The sequence below is a fragment of the Pedobacter sp. WC2423 genome, from assembly GCF_040822065.1.
Lineage (GTDB): Bacteria > Bacteroidota > Bacteroidia > Sphingobacteriales > Sphingobacteriaceae > Pedobacter.
Genome location: NZ_CP162005.1, coordinates 4126188 through 4143093 on the forward strand (window position 1 = coordinate 4126188; position 16906 = coordinate 4143093).

At 38.2% G+C, this 16906-nt stretch carries 11 protein-coding genes and 1 tRNA gene; 10 read left to right on the forward strand and 2 right to left on the reverse strand.

What is annotated here, in order from left to right:
• Positions 1–11: 11 nt before the first annotated feature.
• Positions 12–1493, forward strand: a complete 1482-nt coding sequence (locus AB3G38_RS17170) for a SusD/RagB family nutrient-binding outer membrane lipoprotein (protein ID WP_367865053.1) — start codon at positions 12–14, stop codon at positions 1491–1493.
• Positions 1494–1568: 75 nt separating this feature from the next.
• Here AB3G38_RS17170 and AB3G38_RS17175 read toward each other — a convergent pair whose 3' ends face one another.
• Complete coding sequence (locus AB3G38_RS17175) at positions 1569–2468, reverse strand: LD-carboxypeptidase (RefSeq protein WP_367865054.1); 900 nt, start codon at positions 2466–2468, stop codon at positions 1569–1571.
• A gap of 595 nt (positions 2469–3063) precedes the next feature.
• Between AB3G38_RS17175 and AB3G38_RS17180 the strand changes: the two genes are divergently transcribed.
• The 5 genes from AB3G38_RS17180 (at position 3064) to AB3G38_RS17200 (ending at position 10659) form a co-directional block, all read left to right on the forward strand.
• A complete protein-coding gene (locus AB3G38_RS17180) occupies positions 3064–6114 on the forward strand; it encodes a SusC/RagA family TonB-linked outer membrane protein (RefSeq protein WP_367865055.1) in 3051 nt (1016 codons plus the stop codon).
• A gap of 17 nt (positions 6115–6131) precedes the next feature.
• Positions 6132–7583: a RagB/SusD family nutrient uptake outer membrane protein gene (locus tag AB3G38_RS17185; protein WP_367865056.1), complete on the forward strand. Its 1452-nt coding sequence runs from the start codon at positions 6132–6134 to the stop codon at positions 7581–7583.
• Between the two features lie 104 nt (positions 7584–7687).
• Positions 7688–8359, forward strand: coding sequence for a hypothetical protein (locus AB3G38_RS17190; RefSeq protein ID WP_367865057.1), 672 nt, complete (start codon positions 7688–7690; stop codon positions 8357–8359).
• A 115-nt stretch (positions 8360–8474) separates the two neighbouring features.
• Positions 8475–10583 (forward strand): methionine--tRNA ligase, encoded by a 2109-nt coding sequence (gene metG, locus AB3G38_RS17195; RefSeq protein WP_367865058.1) that lies wholly within the window; start codon positions 8475–8477, stop codon positions 10581–10583.
• 4 nt (positions 10584–10587) lie between these two features.
• Positions 10588–10659: transfer RNA gene (locus tag AB3G38_RS17200), tRNA-Arg, on the forward strand.
• A gap of 174 nt (positions 10660–10833) precedes the next feature.
• Here the strand turns inward: AB3G38_RS17200 and AB3G38_RS17205 are convergent.
• On the reverse strand, positions 10834–11871 hold the full coding sequence (locus AB3G38_RS17205) for a helix-turn-helix transcriptional regulator (protein ID WP_367865059.1): 1038 nt from the start codon (positions 11869–11871) through the stop codon (positions 10834–10836).
• A 101-nt stretch (positions 11872–11972) separates the two neighbouring features.
• On the opposite strand from AB3G38_RS17205, the gene AB3G38_RS17210 reads away from it, so the two are divergent.
• The 4 genes from AB3G38_RS17210 (at position 11973) to AB3G38_RS17225 (ending at position 16906) form a co-directional block, all read left to right on the forward strand.
• Complete coding sequence (locus AB3G38_RS17210; protein ID WP_367865060.1) at positions 11973–13427, forward strand: RtcB family protein; 1455 nt, start codon at positions 11973–11975, stop codon at positions 13425–13427.
• A 97-nt stretch (positions 13428–13524) separates the two neighbouring features.
• On the forward strand, positions 13525–15111 hold the full coding sequence (locus AB3G38_RS17215; RefSeq protein ID WP_367865061.1) for a TROVE domain-containing protein: 1587 nt from the start codon (positions 13525–13527) through the stop codon (positions 15109–15111).
• 656 nt (positions 15112–15767) lie between these two features.
• Positions 15768–16397: a hypothetical protein gene (locus AB3G38_RS17220; RefSeq protein WP_367865062.1), complete on the forward strand. Its 630-nt coding sequence runs from the start codon at positions 15768–15770 to the stop codon at positions 16395–16397.
• 149 nt (positions 16398–16546) lie between these two features.
• Positions 16547–16906, forward strand: a complete 360-nt coding sequence (locus tag AB3G38_RS17225) for a hypothetical protein (RefSeq protein WP_367865063.1) — start codon at positions 16547–16549, stop codon at positions 16904–16906.

Sequence of the window (16906 nt, forward strand, 5' to 3'; positions counted from 1 at the left end):
AATTACTCATTATGAGCGCAAAATATATATTAAACCCTAAGAAGTTGTTGCTTCTTGTTTTTATTGGCGTGGTAGGTTTATCAGGCTGTAAAAAATTCTTAGACGTTAATCAGGATCCCAATAGGCCCAGTACTGCTGATCCTAACTTATTATTGCCGGTTTCACAGGTTGCTGTTGGTACGATAGTAGGAAATTATTTCCAGGTTTACGGTAACATCTGGGGTCAATTCTGGACGCAAGGCCCTAGTGCAAGTCAATACAGATCAATTGAGCGTTATAACGATGCAAATACAGCTTTCGATCAGGTATGGAATCGTATTTATACAAAGTCATTAATTAACGCACAATTAATTATTAATAGTAAAGTAGGTGGCGTTGAGCAGGCAAAAGGTATTGCTTATTTAACTAAAGCCTATACTTTCCAGCTTGCAACTGATGCATTTGGTGATATTCCTGTTGGAGATGCACTACAAACGAATAATTTATCGCCTAAGTATGTTCCTCAGGCTGCTGTTTATGATAGTATTTTCACTTATATAGATAAAGGGATTGCTTTGATTGGGGTAGCTAACACAGTTAAACCTGTAGGATCTCAGGATGTGGTTTTTCAAGGTGATATGGCTCAGTGGAAAGCTTTCGCGAATACTTTAAAATTAAGAGCTTATTTAAGGTTAACTAACATTGATCCTGCTAAAGCTAGTGCAGGGATAGCTGCTTTATATGCAACTACTCCGGTTTTCCTGACTAAAGATGCATCAATTAAATATAGCACTACTGGTGGTAATGATAACCCGCTTTTTAGTGAAATTGTTGGATTAGGCAGACCACAGAATCTTGTAGCAAGTGCAACAGCTGTGAATCAGTTTGTCGCAAATAATGACCCGAGGGTTCTTCAGCTTTATATTCCAGTTGCCGGAACAACTAATGTTACAACTTTGGTACAAGGAACTTTTGCTCAATTTCCAACGGCTGTTGTGTCGACTCCTTCTGCTTTGGTAGGTGCAAGTCCTAACAATGCGCAATCTGCGCTTGCTCCTGTTAAGCTGATGTCTGCTTCGGAGAGTTACTTCCTGCAAGCAGAAGCTGTAGCAAGAGGATGGGCAACTGGCGATGTTAATGATTTATTCTCCAAAGGAATTAATGCAAGTTTTGTTGCAACAGGAATTACTGATCCTACTATAGCTGCAACTTATATTGCTACTGCAAAAGATGGACAAACTGCTTTGACCGCAGCAGCTTCGACTGAGGCAAAAGTTAAAGTAATTATCACGCAGAAATATTATGCAATGTGTGGATTCCAGGGCTTTGAGGCCTGGAGTGAATACCGCAGAACAGGTTATCCTGACTTCCTTATTATTTCAAAAGCGGCACCGGCATCAACTACTGTAGGGCCGAGAAGAATGCTTTATCCTAATAGTGAATCGGTTAGTAACTTAAACTTCCCGGGTATTATAGCGCTGAACGTTCCAGTTTGGTGGGGTAAGAAAAATTAAACAACAAAATTATCTTATAAAAAGCGGCTATCATTTAGGTAGCCGCTTTTTTTATAAGATAATTTTTAGTGATAGTTACAGATAAGCTAATGTTACTTCATTATTGTCTGCATTCATTATGGCGGTTCTTCCAACAATCAATGCATTATTGTCTGCAATATGGCCGACAGGAAAGTTAAAACAGACCGGATAATCGTATTCCCGGACTATATCCATAATGAGCTCTTCCGGGGACTGTCCGAAAGGGATCTCCTGGGGTTCGATCTCATTAAAGGCCCCAATAATTAATCCTTTTAAACGGGCTAATTTTCCTCCGCGTTTCAGCATGCGCATCATCCTGTCTATGGTATATTCATGTTCTCCGACATCTTCCAGAAACAAAATCTTGTCGGCGTAGTCCATTTCTGAAACTGAACCCTGCATTGCGACCAGGAGCGACAGGTTCCCGCCAATTAAAACTCCTTCTGCCTGGCCCGGACGATTTGTGGTTGTACTTTTATAGGTGTAATAGAGTTCTTCCCCAAAGAGGGCTTTTCTCAGTGTTTCTAAAGATAAAGGTGTTCCTGCTTCAAACGAAGCGGGCATCTGTCCGTGTATGCTTTGAATATGAAATGCGGCCTGAATATGAGAAAGCAAAGCGGTTGTATCACTGAAACCAGCAATCCATTTCGGGCTTTTGTTGAATCCGGTAAAATCTAACTGATCAATAATCCGGATACCCCCATATCCACCTCTGGCAGCAAGAATTGCTTTTATATCCGTATCATCCAGAAATGTTTGCAGATCGGCTGCTCTTAATTCATCGTCTCCTGCAAATTGAAAATAGTCTGCATGTATACTATTTCCCTGGATCACCTGGAGCCCCCAGTCTTCTAACTGCGCTATTGCAGAGGCAATAGATTTTTTCAATTTATTTGCAGGACAGACGATCGCAATCTTGTCTCCCTTTTTTAAATACGAGGGTTGAGTGTTCATAGAGAATTGTTAAACGCTTACAAAAGAATATAAATAGTCTTGAATTACGGTAATGCAAGCAAACAATTTGCCTGATATTTTGTGTTCATGATTATTGGGTAATTAAGCTGCTAAAATTAGCGAATTACAACTGTAACTACTTATTTACAGCTATATGTGTATTTTCTTTTTTGGTTATTCTTCTTCTTCTAACATAGCATTTGTTGAATAAATTATTTTAAATGCGATAATTTAAATACAAAACTTGTTTTTATGCTTATTAACCGGTTTTTATAAATACCAATTGGTTGTAATGTTTTCTTCTGAATTCCGGATAAAAATATACTATTCATGAAATAATGCCGTAAACGTGACAATTAATTATTTATTGTCATCTATTAAGTGTTTTAGTGTTTTATTGATCAACTTAAATGTTGTTTAGTGCAACTATGTTTCCTTTTAAGATGATTATTCAAGCTTAATAGTTTATTGTGCTGCGATTTAACGTTTTAGTCATTATAGCGTCATAATTATTGTTTTGGTTTATTTTCACCGCTTTTCTGCCTGTTAATCGGCTATATTGGGTTAATTAACTAAACTAAAAACCAAAGATTTTATGAAAAAACTTCTACAAAGTTTGTTCGTAATGATGCTATTTGCAATTTCTGCAATGGCTCAGCAGCGAACTATTACTGGTACTGTTACCGGAAAAGAAGATGGCCTGCCAATACCCGGCGTAAGTGTAAGGGTAAGGGGGACTAAAACCGGCTCACTAACTGGTGCAGCTGGTAAATATTCAATAAGTGTGCCTAAAGGGTCAGTTGAATTGGTATTTTCATCGTTGGGGTATATTTCTCATACCAGGAACGCAAACTCAGATGTCCTTAATATTACTTTAGAAAGTGATATTCAATCTTTACAAGATGTCGTTATTACTGGTGCTTATGGTAGTGAGCAGACAAAAAGAACGCAGACAGGATCTATTGGAGTAGTAAGAGCCAAAGATCTTGAAGCAACACCACTGGTTTCTATTGATAAAGCGCTGCAAGGACGTGTTGCAGGCGTAATGTCAGTTTCAGGAAACGGGCAGCCAGGATCAAGCCAGGACGTTCGTATTCGTGGTACAAGTTCTGTAAATGCAAGTAATCAGCCATTGTACGTTGTTGATGGGGTCCCTATCAATGCTGGTGATATTTCACGTAATGCAACAACAAGTAATACACTTGCCGGACTTAATCCAAATGATATTGAAAGCCTGACTGTATTGAAAGATGCATCAGCTGCATCAATTTATGGATCAAGAGCGGCTAATGGTGTAGTTTTAATTACCACAAAAACAGGTAAAGCTGGTAAAACCAGAATCAGAGTTGATGCAGAATATGGAATTGCAAAATCTGCATTCCTGAGTGGAGTAAACAAGCCACTTAATGCTGCTCAGTTAAGAGAGCTGACAGCAGAAGGATTGGTTAATGCAGGAAAAGTAAGTTCAACTCCTATTCCTAATCTTGATGCAGCTTATAATTATTATGATAACACGATTGTTGGGGCCGCAAGACAGGGTGTTGATACAGATTGGCTTGGCGTAGTAACTCAAACAGGTAGACAACAACAATATAATGTTGCTGCAAATGGTGGAACTGAACAAACTCAATTTAATATATCAGGTGGTTATTTCAAGCAGGAAGGTACGGTGATAGGTTCTGAGTTTAACCGTTACTCAGGTGCTGTGAATGTCAGACATAAATACAATGATAGATTATCTTTTGGTATTAATTTAAATGTATCTAATTCGGGCCAGAGTGGCCCTTCAGCAGGTGGTGCTTTCAGAAATCCTGTACTGGCAGCTTATTTCCTTAATCCTTATCAAAATCCGCGTAATGCTGATGGAAGTATTAATAACTCGCCAACAGACTTTACTCCTGGTGCAATATTTAATCCACTGACAGTTATTGAACTGGATAAAAACTCATATAGTGCTCTTAAAGGAATTGGTGGAGCAGATCTTGCTTATAAAATTCTTCCAAATCTGAAATTTACTTCAAAGATTGGTATAGATTACAATGCGCTGGAAGAGGATTCTTATTGGAATCCAACTTATGGCGACGGTAGAAATACAGGAGGTAATTCAGCAAGATATTATACCAGGTATTTTAACTGGGTATCAACTAACTTATTGAATTACTCAGCAACAATGCTGGCTGATCATTCTTTAGTCGCAAACGTAAGAGCTGGTTATGAAGCTCAAAAATCAAGTCGTTATACACTTACCGCAATAACTACAGGTTTACCAGCTAACGTTGATCTTAACGTTCCTTCAGCGGGCTCAGTTTTAAACACAGCTAACGGCTCTAATGAAGATTATACTTTTGCCTCTATGCTGGCTATAGGAGATATCTCTTATAAAAATAAATACGTTTTACAAGCAAGTTTTAGAAGAGACGGTTCTTCAAGATTCAGCGCTAACAATGCATATGGTAATTTCTGGTCTGTAGGTGGAAGCTGGAATATAGATCAGGAAGACTTTATTAAACAATACAAATGGATAGACCAGTTTAAAATCAGAACATCTTATGGTGTAAATGGAAATGCTGGAATTGGTAACTATGACTGGAGAGCATTATATGCATTTGGAGGTAGTTATAATTATAGCGGTCTTGGTGGAAGTGCTCCATCTCAGGTAGGAAACCAGAATTTGACATGGGAAGTAAACAAGCCATTTGATATTGGTATTGATCTTGCCTTTTTCAAAAACAGACTAGCATTTAACGTAGACTATTATTCAAGAAAATCTGAAAAATTATTATTGGATGATCCTTTGTCTCTGACATCGGGATTTGCGTCTTTCAGTAATAACGTTGGATCAATGAGAAACAGAGGAGTAGAGCTTGCTGTTTCCGGAGCACCAGTTATTGCGGGTGATTTCAGATGGGATGTATCATTCAATATCGCTTTCAATAAAAACGTTTTATTGGAATTGTCTAATGGTCAAACAAGAGCAATTTCCGGAGTAACAGTGAGGGATATCGGTTCTAATGTAACTACGTGGTTCATGAGAGAATGGGCGGGCGTAGATCCGGCAAATGGTAACCCATTATGGTATACAGATGCTAGTAAAACAGCAACAACAAGTAACTATGGTTCTGCTCAGCAGGTAAATACTGGAAAACAAGCAGATCCTAAAGGATTTGGAAGTTTAACCAACGCATTTAAATATAAAGGATTTAGTTTAGAAGCAATGTTGTATTTTAGCTATGGTAATTACATTAGAGATGCCTGGGCTAATTATACACAGTCGGATGGCGCGAATGCTACATTTAACAGAGTTGCTGCACAAATGGATAGATGGCAGAAGGCAGGAGATGTTACTAACGTTCCAAAATACGTTTATAATAACTCTAACAGTTCTAATGCAACATCTACAAGGTTCTTATATAAAGGTGATTATATTAGATTAAGAGATGTTACTGTAGGCTATGATTTACCTAAAAAAGCGTTAGCTTCTCTTAAAGTTTCAAGTGTTAAAGTTTATGCCAGAGCATCAAACTTGTATACATGGGTAAGAGACAAAAATCTGCCTTATGATCCAGAGTCTTTTGCAACCAGTTCAACAAATTTTACAGTTTATATGCCAAAAACAATTGCTTTTGGAGTAAACGTAGGTTTCTAATTTAAAGGATAAAAAAAATGAAAAGATATATAAGAAATTCAATTATACTGGCTGGATTTATCGTGCTGGGGACATTAAATTCCTGCAAGAAGAGCTTTCTGGATCAGAAGCCATATACCAGTCTGAATGTTTCAGATGCAATTACTAATGAAAAGGACATGCTTGCAGCTTTAAATGGTACTTATTCATCGCTTAGGTCAGCTCTTGTTGCTTTTGGCGGTGCATCTGTTGCATCTACGACTACAAATGGTTTTGCCAGGAACATACCTGTAATAGGAGATCTGGCAGCAGACAACGTATTTGTATCTGCAAGAAATTCAGGTAGATATTTAACTTTTGGAGCATATACCTGGACACAGGCTGCCGTAGAATATCGCGATATCTGGGCAAATCTGTACACTACAATTTTAAAGGCAAATAATATTATTAATTCTCCTTTAGCAAAAAGTGTAGTTACAGATCAGTATAAAGGTGAAGCTTATGCAGTAAGAGCATTATGCTATTTTGAACTTGCACAGTTTTTTGCAAGGCCTTATACAGATAGCCCTGCCAGTGAAGGAGTTCCGCTTGTATTGACATTTGACTATACATTAAAGCCAAAACGTAATACTGTAGGTGAAGTTTATACACAGATCATTGCGGATCTGGATAAAGCATACACCATGGCTGTTGCTTACAGAGGTAGTGGTTACCTTTCAAAATATGCAGCACGAGGCCTGGAAGCTAAGGTGGCATTATTTAAAGGAGATTATCCAACGGCTTTGACTTACGCTGAGGATGTGATTAAAAACAGTGGATTTAATCTTTTAGCTTCGGGTAATGTAGTTAATTACTGGGCAGCAACAGCACCTCAGACAGCAACAAAAAATGAGACGTTGTTTGAAGTTGTTTCAGATAATGTATTAAACCTGGCTACTGATGAGCTTGCTTATATGTACAGTCAGGATGGGTACGGTGATTTATTATGTACTCCTGAGCTATATAATTTATACAGTGCAACTGATGTGAGAAAATCTCTGATTAAAGCCGGAGCAAGAACTAATGCTGAAAATCCTGCTTATATCGTTACGAAATTTAAATCTGTAACTGATGACAGAGATGATAAAAAAGTGATCAGAGTATCTGATGTTTATTTAATTGCAGCAGAGGCAGCAAAAGGAAATAACAATGAGCCTTTAGCTTTAACCTATCTGAATACACTGGTTGCGCAACGCGATCCGGGTCTGGTTTATGCATCTGCCGGATCAAAATTATTGGAAGATATCCTGGTAGAACGCAGAAAAGAACTTGCTTTTGAAGGTGACAGGTTACATACATTGAATCGTTTAAAAAGAGCAATTACAAGGTCAAGCGTATATCCTACGGCTGCTTTGAACATTCCTTATGCTGATTTCAGAAGGATTGGTCCAATCCCTCAAACAGAAACTAACAATAATCCGAACATTACTCAGAATCCTGGTTATAATTAAGGGTTCTATTTTTTTCGGTAAATAAAAAACGGGCTGGTTTTCTTCGGGGGAACCGGCCCGTTTTATACACGCCTTTCTTATCTTTAACTTATAAATCAAAAAATATGAAAAAGATTATCTCTTTATGTTTTGTAATCGTGTTTTTGACTGCTTTCAAGTCTATGGGGCAGGGAATGTATATGCAGGATGTGAATGGACGGCCATTATTGACCAGTGTATATGAAAATGTTTCCGGTTCCCCATATCTAAATCCTGAATGGATAACTGGTAAAGTTATCATGTCTGATGCCAAAACATATGAAGGGGTCAGCCTGAAATATGATCAGATTAATGACGATGTAATTTTTAAAGGAAAAGATGGAACAGCTTTGGCTGTTGATCATGTAAAGGAATTCAAGCTGGCTCCTTATGGAGAAATAGCAGATAGTACTGTATTCAGAAGCGGATTTCCTGCGGTTAAATCTAATTCGGCAAAGAGTTTTTATGAGGTTATGGTTGATGGGAAATCAAAACTCCTGAAAAAAACTATTAAAACGATTAATACATCAAGAGAATATAATTCCGCTACTGTGGATAAAACGGTGGTAGGTACGACTAATTATTATCTGGTTAATCAGGCAGGAAATATTGTTTTTATTTCAAAAGATAAAAAATCAGTACTCAGGGAATTGCCGGGAAAGGAAGCAGAACTCAACGCCTTTATTGCTTCAAATAAATTGAACCTGAAGAATGATGCTGATCTGATTAAGCTCATTGTATACTATAACAGCCTTTAGTCAGCAGGTTGTTATAAGGCTTTAAAACGAGTTCGCTTTCGTCTGTCTTTTTAGGGCTGGTGGTTATTTAATCAGCCGTAAAACTCTTATCTTTGAGCAAATAATAAAAATAGTTTTGGATAACAGTAAAATAAAAAGATATACCGTTACGGCGGCGTTGCCTTATACGAATGGTCCGGTACATATTGGGCATTTAGCTGGTGTTTATTTGCCTGCTGATACTTATGTGCGCTACCTTCGTTCTAATAAAAAAGACGTTAAATTTATTTGCGGCTCTGATGAAAATGGTGTACCCATTACATTAAAGGCTAAAAAAGAAGGCGTTACTCCACAAGTTGTAGTTGATAAGTATCATAAAATCATAGGGGATTCTTTTAAAGAGTTCGGTGTGTCATTTGATATCTATCACCGGACTTCCTCTGAGATGCACCATGAAACGGCATCTGATTTCTTTAAAACTCTTTACGATAAAGGTATTTTTACCGAAGAAGTAACCGAGCAGTATTATGACGAGAAAGCACAGAGTTTCCTGGCTGACCGTTATATCACCGGAACTTGTCCGAAATGCGGAAATGAAAATGCTTATGGTGATCAGTGTGAAAATTGCGGAAGTACGCTGAACGCAACTGATCTGATTAATCCTAAATCAACCTTGTCTGGTGAGCCTCCGGTTCGCAGAGAGACAAAAAACTGGTTTTTACCGTTAGAGAAATACGAAGACCATTTAAGGACTTATATTGAAAGCCACAAGGAATGGAAACCAAATGTTGCTGGTCAGTGTCAAAGCTGGTTAAATGCGGGCTTACAGCCAAGGGCGATGACCAGAGATCTGGACTGGGGTGTAAAGGTTCCTGTAAAAGATGCTGAAGGCAAAGTTTTATATGTTTGGTTTGATGCTCCGATTGGTTATATCTCAGCAACAAAAGAATTGTTCCGTTATGCTGGTGCGGAAGGCAGAAACCCAAAGGCTGATGAATATTATCTGAACAAGGATAATATAGTGGAGGGAAATTGGGAAGATTACTGGAAAGACGATTCGACCAAACTCGTACATTTCATCGGAAAAGATAATATTGTATTCCATTGTATTATTTTTCCGGCGATGTTAATGGCGCATGGAGATTATATCCTTGCTGACAATGTTCCTGCAAATGAATTCCTGAATTTAGAAGGACAGAAAATCTCTACTTCTAAAAATTGGGCGGTATGGTTGAATGAGTATCTTGTTGAATTTAAGGATAAGCAGGATGTATTGCGTTATGTTCTGACCGCAACTGCCCCTGAAACCAAGGATAATGATTTTACCTGGAAAGACTTCCAGGCAAGAAATAATAACGAATTAGTTGCTGTATTAGGTAACTTCATTAACAGGGTGGTTGTATTGACTCATAAGTATTTTGAGGGCAAGGTACCTGCGCTAATGACGTTAAATGAGCAAGATCAGCAGGTGATTGATGAGCTGGCATCCTATCCTTCAAAAATCAGTGCTTCTATTGAAAGTTACAGGTTCAGAGAGGCTTTGACTGAGGTGATGAACGTGGCGCGTTTAGGAAATAAATACCTGGCTGAAACTGAGCCATGGAAGGTTATTAAAACCGATGAAGACAGAGTAAGAACTATTTTAAATATCAGTTTGCAGATTGTTGCTACGCTGGAGATTTTAATAGAACCATTTTTACCATTTACGGCAGATAAGTTAAGAGGAATGCTGAACCATGAGACACATTTATGGGGAGATGCGGGTAAAATAGATTTATTACAGCCGGATCATCAGCTCAATGAAACAGCTTTATTGTTTGAAAAGGTTGAGGATACTGACGTTCAGGCTCAGATTGATAAGTTAAACCAGAGTAAGGTCGATAATATAGCTGCTAATGTTGTGGTAGCTCCTGCTAAAGAAAATATAGATTTCGAACAGTTTAGTGCGATGGATATCCGTGTAGCAACAATAATTGCTGCTGAAAAGGTAGAGAAGACCAAGAAATTGTTAAAACTTACTTTAGATACTGGCCTGGATCAGCGTACAGTAGTTTCAGGTATTGCGGAGTATTTTACTCCGGAAGAGGTAGTTGGTCAGCAGGTTAGCTTACTGATCAATCTTGCTCCGAGAGAGATTAAGGGTATTTTATCTCAGGGAATGATTTTAATGTCTGAAAATTCAGATGGAAAACTTACTTTTGTGTCTCCTTTACAAAACCATGCGAGTGGAAGCGTAATCAGGTAGTACAGGTCCCGTAGTTCAACGGATAGAATAGAAGTTTCCTAAACTTTAGATATGAGTTCGATTCTCGTCGGGACCACAAAAGCTCGGTAGTACCCAAAACTACTGAGCTTTTTAGTTTTAATTTCTTATGGCTTTGCAATTGGTTATTTACTGATTTAACTCATTTGCCTGATAATGGATGTTATTTTATCTATTCTTAAAGTTAAGGTTGTAATTCTAAATGAAAAGATATACTGAATTTGTTAGCCATCTAAAATTCCTGGTTCTCGTCTTCTATTATCTCATACCTTCCCAGGGTCTTGTTCAGCTGTGTTTTAATCTGTTTAACCAAAATCCTCGGTGCTAATACCCGTATTTTAGCACCAAAACCCAATAGCTCTCTCTCCAATTCAAAGTTCAATATCACTCTAATACTAAATATTTTTCCATCAGCATCTGCTCTTAGCAACTTTTGTGTATGGTGCAGTGGCTTAGTTATTACATAAGGAGCATTATCATCCTCCACCCAAAATATAACCTCAGAATCACGCTGTTCGGGCGATTTAGTTACGCCTATACAATTATTATAATAAGTAGCTAGGTCAAGGGTTTTGTTTTCTCGGTATTCCTCTTCGTGTTCTTCGATCGTCTCTATCCTATCCAAAGCGAGGTTCATGATCTTGGGGTTTCGCTCGTGCCGCATTCCTAATATAAACCACCTGTTACGGTATTCTTTGAGCAGATATCCGCTAAAGCAAAATGTACTTGCCTGTCTTGCTTTGAAAGATCGATAGGTGATACATATCGTTTTCTTCGCAACTATGGCTTTGCGTATTACCTCAATCCATTCCAAACCCTTGAGGTTATTATTCTTTTCAAAATCTACTACAGGCGTGCTGTGCGTCTTCTGAGAATGAATCTTGTCTTCCAGTTTACTCACCATTTCATTGAGATCAGTAAAGTGGCTGAGACCCTTAAATTGCTTTAATAAATCCGATACTTCGGTCAATACCTGCATGTCCTGATGATTTAGTGGGCTATTGGTTATGCTGTAGTCTTTATCGCTATAGGTATAATACTTCTTGTCAACCACCACGATAGGCGCTTCATAACCCAGCTTATTGCTGCGCATCATTTCCAGGTCAGCCTGTATGGTTCTTCGGCTAACCCCAGTATTAATTCCCTGGTATTCATATAATGAATTACTACAGGCTTCAATCAGATCTTCAAGTGTCCATTTCTTAAATCTGTTCTGCAGACACTGATCAAGCGTACGGTAGCGGATGAGGGCATTACGGTTTACTGGCATCGAAAGAAAATTATTTTGATGAATTTATGAATTATTTTTTACTGCGCAAATAGACTGCGCAGACTCTGTATTTCTTTGTCTTATTAAATGATAAGACGGTCATGGAAAAAGAAAAGATTAGTAATAACGAATTGAAGTCATTAGGAATCAACGATGTGGAAATATTGGTAAGTTTTAGCCGCGTGGCTAATGGGTTGCTGAAACATAGCGTAATGGCTAAGCCTGAGATATTGGCTAATCTGGAAGCATTGATTGACGATCCGATGCCTTATGCCTTAAGAAAGGGCGGGAAGTTTAACAACCTTGCCGAAAGTATTATCGCTATGCGTAAGGACGGAAAATTTATAAAACAAGAACGCTGTAACTTTAAACTGAAGGCAGAAATAGCTGATTTCCCGGTATGGGGATTAGAACACATAGAGGTTGGCGCTCTTGCACAGATGAGAACTGCGGTACAATTACCTATCGCTGTTGCGGGAGCTCTTATGCCTGATGCCCATCAAGGTTATGGGTTGCCAATTGGCGGGGTATTGGCGACTACTGCAAATACAATTATTCCATTCGCAGTTGGGGTCGACATTGCATGCCGTATGTGTTTAAGTATTTTTGACCTTCCTGCAGAAGCAGTAGATACCCAAACTGACAAGCTGAAAAATATTTTGGTTGATAACACTTATTTCGGTATGGGGTGTACGACAAAGTCATACTTTGATAGTTCATTGTTTGATAGTAAGACCTGGAACGAAACTAAAGTAATACGTTCTCTAAAGAATAAAGCCTACGCACAGCTGGGAACAAGCGGGACGGGTAACCACTTTGTGGAATGGGGAGAACTGACTATTGCCGACGGTGCTCTAGGTGGTATTCCTGCCGGAAAGTATCTGGCATTGCTGTCGCATTCAGGCTCCCGTGGATTTGGTGGAGCTGTGGCTGATCATTATAGCAAGATTGCCATGACGAAAACCAAGTTGCCTGCCGAAGCGAAACATCTGGCCTGGCTTGATCTGGATAAAGATGAGGGACAGGAGTATTGGATAGCGATGAACCTTGCTGGTGAATATGCAAGTGCTAATCACCACGAGATACATAATAAAATAGCCCGTTCTTTAGGAGTTAACCCGATTGCCCGGATAGAGAATCACCACAATTTTGCATGGAAAGAAAAACTTGCCGATGGTACAGATGTAATGGTACACAGAAAAGGAGCAACACCAGCTGGCGAGGGGGTGCTGGGAATTATTCCCGGATCTATGAGTACACCGGGATTCCTGGTGCGTGGAAAAGGAAATATAACCAGTATTAACTCAGCAAGCCATGGTGCGGGAAGATTGATGAGCCGAAGTGCTGCTTTTAAAACGCTGGACAAAGCAGTGATCGCATCAAATCTGGTTGAAAAGCGTATTACACTTATGGGGAGTGATATGGATGAGGCTCCAATGGCATATAAAGATATACATACTGTTATGGCAGCACAAAATGATTTGGTAGAGGTTCTGGCTAAATTCGAACCTAGAATTGTGAGAATGGCGGACGCTAGAGAGAAGCCTGAAGACTAGGCAGTAAAAATAAATTTGAAATATTTACAGCTGCGCAAATACACTGCGCAGGACAGATGTTTCTTTGTACTAACAATGAGAAAGAAGGAGGTTTACAATGAAATTTAACAGTTTAAGCAAAACAAAAGACCAGGTCCTAAACAAGGAAGGCGCAATTGCATTTAAGGTCAGCGCAGAAATGGAATTGTACACTACCGTTGTTACGTGGAGCTTAAATGATTCCTTTTACGAAAAGAACGAGGCGCGCTTAACCCGCCTGCAAAAATTAATAACTAAGTGCAATCCAATATTTGTGGGTAAACTGGCCGTTTACTCCCGCACTAAAATGAATATGCGTTCGGTGCCTTTAGTTTTGGTAACCGAATTGGCAAAGGTGCACTCGGGCGATGATTTAGTCGCCCGGGTTACGGAAGGGGTAGTGAAACGGGCAGACGAAATCACAGAACTGCTGGCCTGTTATGAGTTATTAAATGAGCGTACTGGTACTAAAAAGCTAAATCGCTTATCAAAGCAAATACAAAAAGGTTTAGCAGGAACATTTAACCGTTTTGATGAATATCAGTTTGCCAAGTACAACCGTGATAGTAATGTCAGGTTACGTGATGCTTTATTTTTGGTTCATCCAAAGGCAGTGGACAATGCGCAGCAGGAGTTGTTCAATAAAATAGTAAACGGGACTTTACAAACACCATATACCTGGGAAACTGAGCTTTCAGCCCTGGGACAGTTGAACTATGATAGCGATGAAGCAAGAACGAGGGCATTTTGTGCCAAGTGGGAAGAGCTGATAGACAGTGGAAAACTGGGTTATATGGCTTTATTACGTAACCTGCGAAATATAAAAGAAGCTGGCGTAGGCTATGCACATTTCCAAAAGGTATGTGCACGTTTATCCGACGCGAATGAAGTAGCTAAGGCTAAACAGTTCCCTTTTCGTTATCTGGCAGCATATCGAGAATTAGTGGTGCCGGAAACTGAAGCACGCTTCAAAGTCCTTGCGAAAAAGGTGAATGCGTTGTTATTTGGTAATAACAGGTACGCTGATGTGCTGCCGGATGCTTTAGAGAAAGCCATAAAGGCAAGTGCCGCTAATATCAAAGGGTTTGATCATTCAACCAGCGTATTGCTGGCGTGTGATGTATCAGGATCAATGCAAACTCCGGTTTCTGCAAAATCGAAAGTTTTGCTCTATGATATCGGTTTAATGCTTGCGATGCTTTTGCAGTCGAGGTGTAAAAATGTAGAAGTGGGTATGTTTGGCGATACCTGGAAAACCATAACGGTGCCTCGCAATAACATACTGGGCAATGTAATGGAATTATATCGCAGAGAGGGTGAAGTCGGTTATGCAACGAACGGCTATCTGGTGATCAAAGATTTGTTATCACGGAAGGCTAAAATTGATAAGGTGATGATGTTTACCGACTGCCAGTTATATAACAATAACTCATCTTCTACCATTGGTGATCATATAAATGCCTTATGGTTGCGTTATAAAGCAGAAGTTTCACCAGAAGCAAAGCTCTACCTGTTTGATCTGAAAGGTTACGGACAAATGCCACTACAGGTATTGCGCAATGATGTATATCTGATAGCAGGCTGGAGCGATAAGGTTTTTGAGGTTTTAGCGACTTTAGAAAATGGAGAAACAGCTTTGGATGCAATCAATAAAATAGAATTATAAAATAGTATGGGGATGTTAGGTATTCCCATTACTTTACAAGAATTTAAAATATAAGGATGCCGTAGAAACGGGTTACTTCGCACATTGGAAGGGGGTGGGCATTGTAATGCAAATTATGATGTGGGTTCGAGTCCCAAAAGCGGTTCCCCCGTCCCGCGTTCGCTTGTTGCTCCTTATCAATTAATAAAGGTGCCGTAAATTGGTAATACTTCGGTATGACGTTCCCTACAGGAAAGGTGCAGATTCAAATTCTGCCTGCAATTAATTGCAGTAGTCTAAATTAATGACCAGTTGCTTTTTGCCCTTTTATTATATCAACAAAGTAGTTTGAAATTTGGATCCGTGCGGCCACGGATTTGGCCAGCAGTTATACATAACTGCTGGCTTTTTTGCTTTAAGGGCTTATACTTATGTATAAGTATTGACTTTAATAATGTACCAAACCCAAGAATATATTAGACCTCGATGGATTATTTGTTGAAAGCAAAACGCAAATAATCAAAAAGAATTGAACTGTCCAGACTTTAAAAGAGATAGATCAGGCTAAACTTAATTCATTTATTTTAACGACTTTTTGTGTCCGGGAGCGATGAATGTCCCTATATTCATGAGTTAGTCGTCAGTTAAAAAAAGCTAAAACAAATAAACTGAAAATTATGAAAAACCTTTATCTATACTTTGTGTGCATTTTGATTTCAGTCCAAATGAATTTATCCGCTCAAAATATTAAAAAGAAAGACAATTATACTTATGAAGTAAGAGAAGAAAAAGGCGACTTAAATAATGACGGTAAAATGGATAAAATACTGGTGAAAATGGATACAGTAGATGAAACAAGGCCATTAATATTGCAAATTTTTCTATCTAAGCCAAATGGAAAATTAACTTTAGCTGTATCTTCGACTAAAATAATTGAACCACAATATCCTGTTGAAAAACATGGAAAACACAGTGAATTCCAAATTCCAGATTTTTTTATTGAAAAAGGGATTTTAACAATGTGGAGTGAAATTAAAGGAGGAAATATTACTTACGATTTCAAATACCGCAATGGCAATTTTGAATTAATTAATGTAAAAAAGATAACTCATAATACATCCAAAGGTTATATTGACGAATATACAGTATTTACAGAAACTGAATTTAACTTAATTACGGGGCTCAGAACCGAAACTGATGATAGGTTAGATTCAAAAAAAATATTAAATAAAAGAAAAAAAATAGTTTTAATCAGACCCTTACCGAAAATACAGGATTTCAAGTTTTCCGATAAAAGATTATATTAAAAGAACCGAACGGTTAATATCAGCTTGACAATATGGCTTGGTTCAGAACCAAAAGTGTTTATGGTTTTTTTTATATTTTTATTGCTGATAAAATAAGCCTGCTTGTAGTAATGAAATGAATGTTAAGTCATATCAAAAAGTTGAAATTTATGAAAGGAAAACTAGTCATATTAATCGTTTTAATCTTTTTGAGTTGTAATTCTGCAACTAAAGATCAGGAAAAGAAAATCATTGGTAATTGGGTTGGAGATATAAAACTTCCTAAAACGGGTAAATACATCGGGAAAATGTATTTACAGTTCACCCAAAAAGGTGAGTTTTTCCAAAAAACCGGAGAAGGAAGCGAACAGGTTATTTCAAAAATGACTTATAAACTTAGTAGGGATAAAATCTTTTACAAAGGGAAAGCAACCTCAAATGAAGAATTTGATTCCAATTATTCTTTTAAGGGGGATACTTTAGTTGTTGAATCTGAGGGTGAAAAAGCTGATTATATAAGAATTAAATAA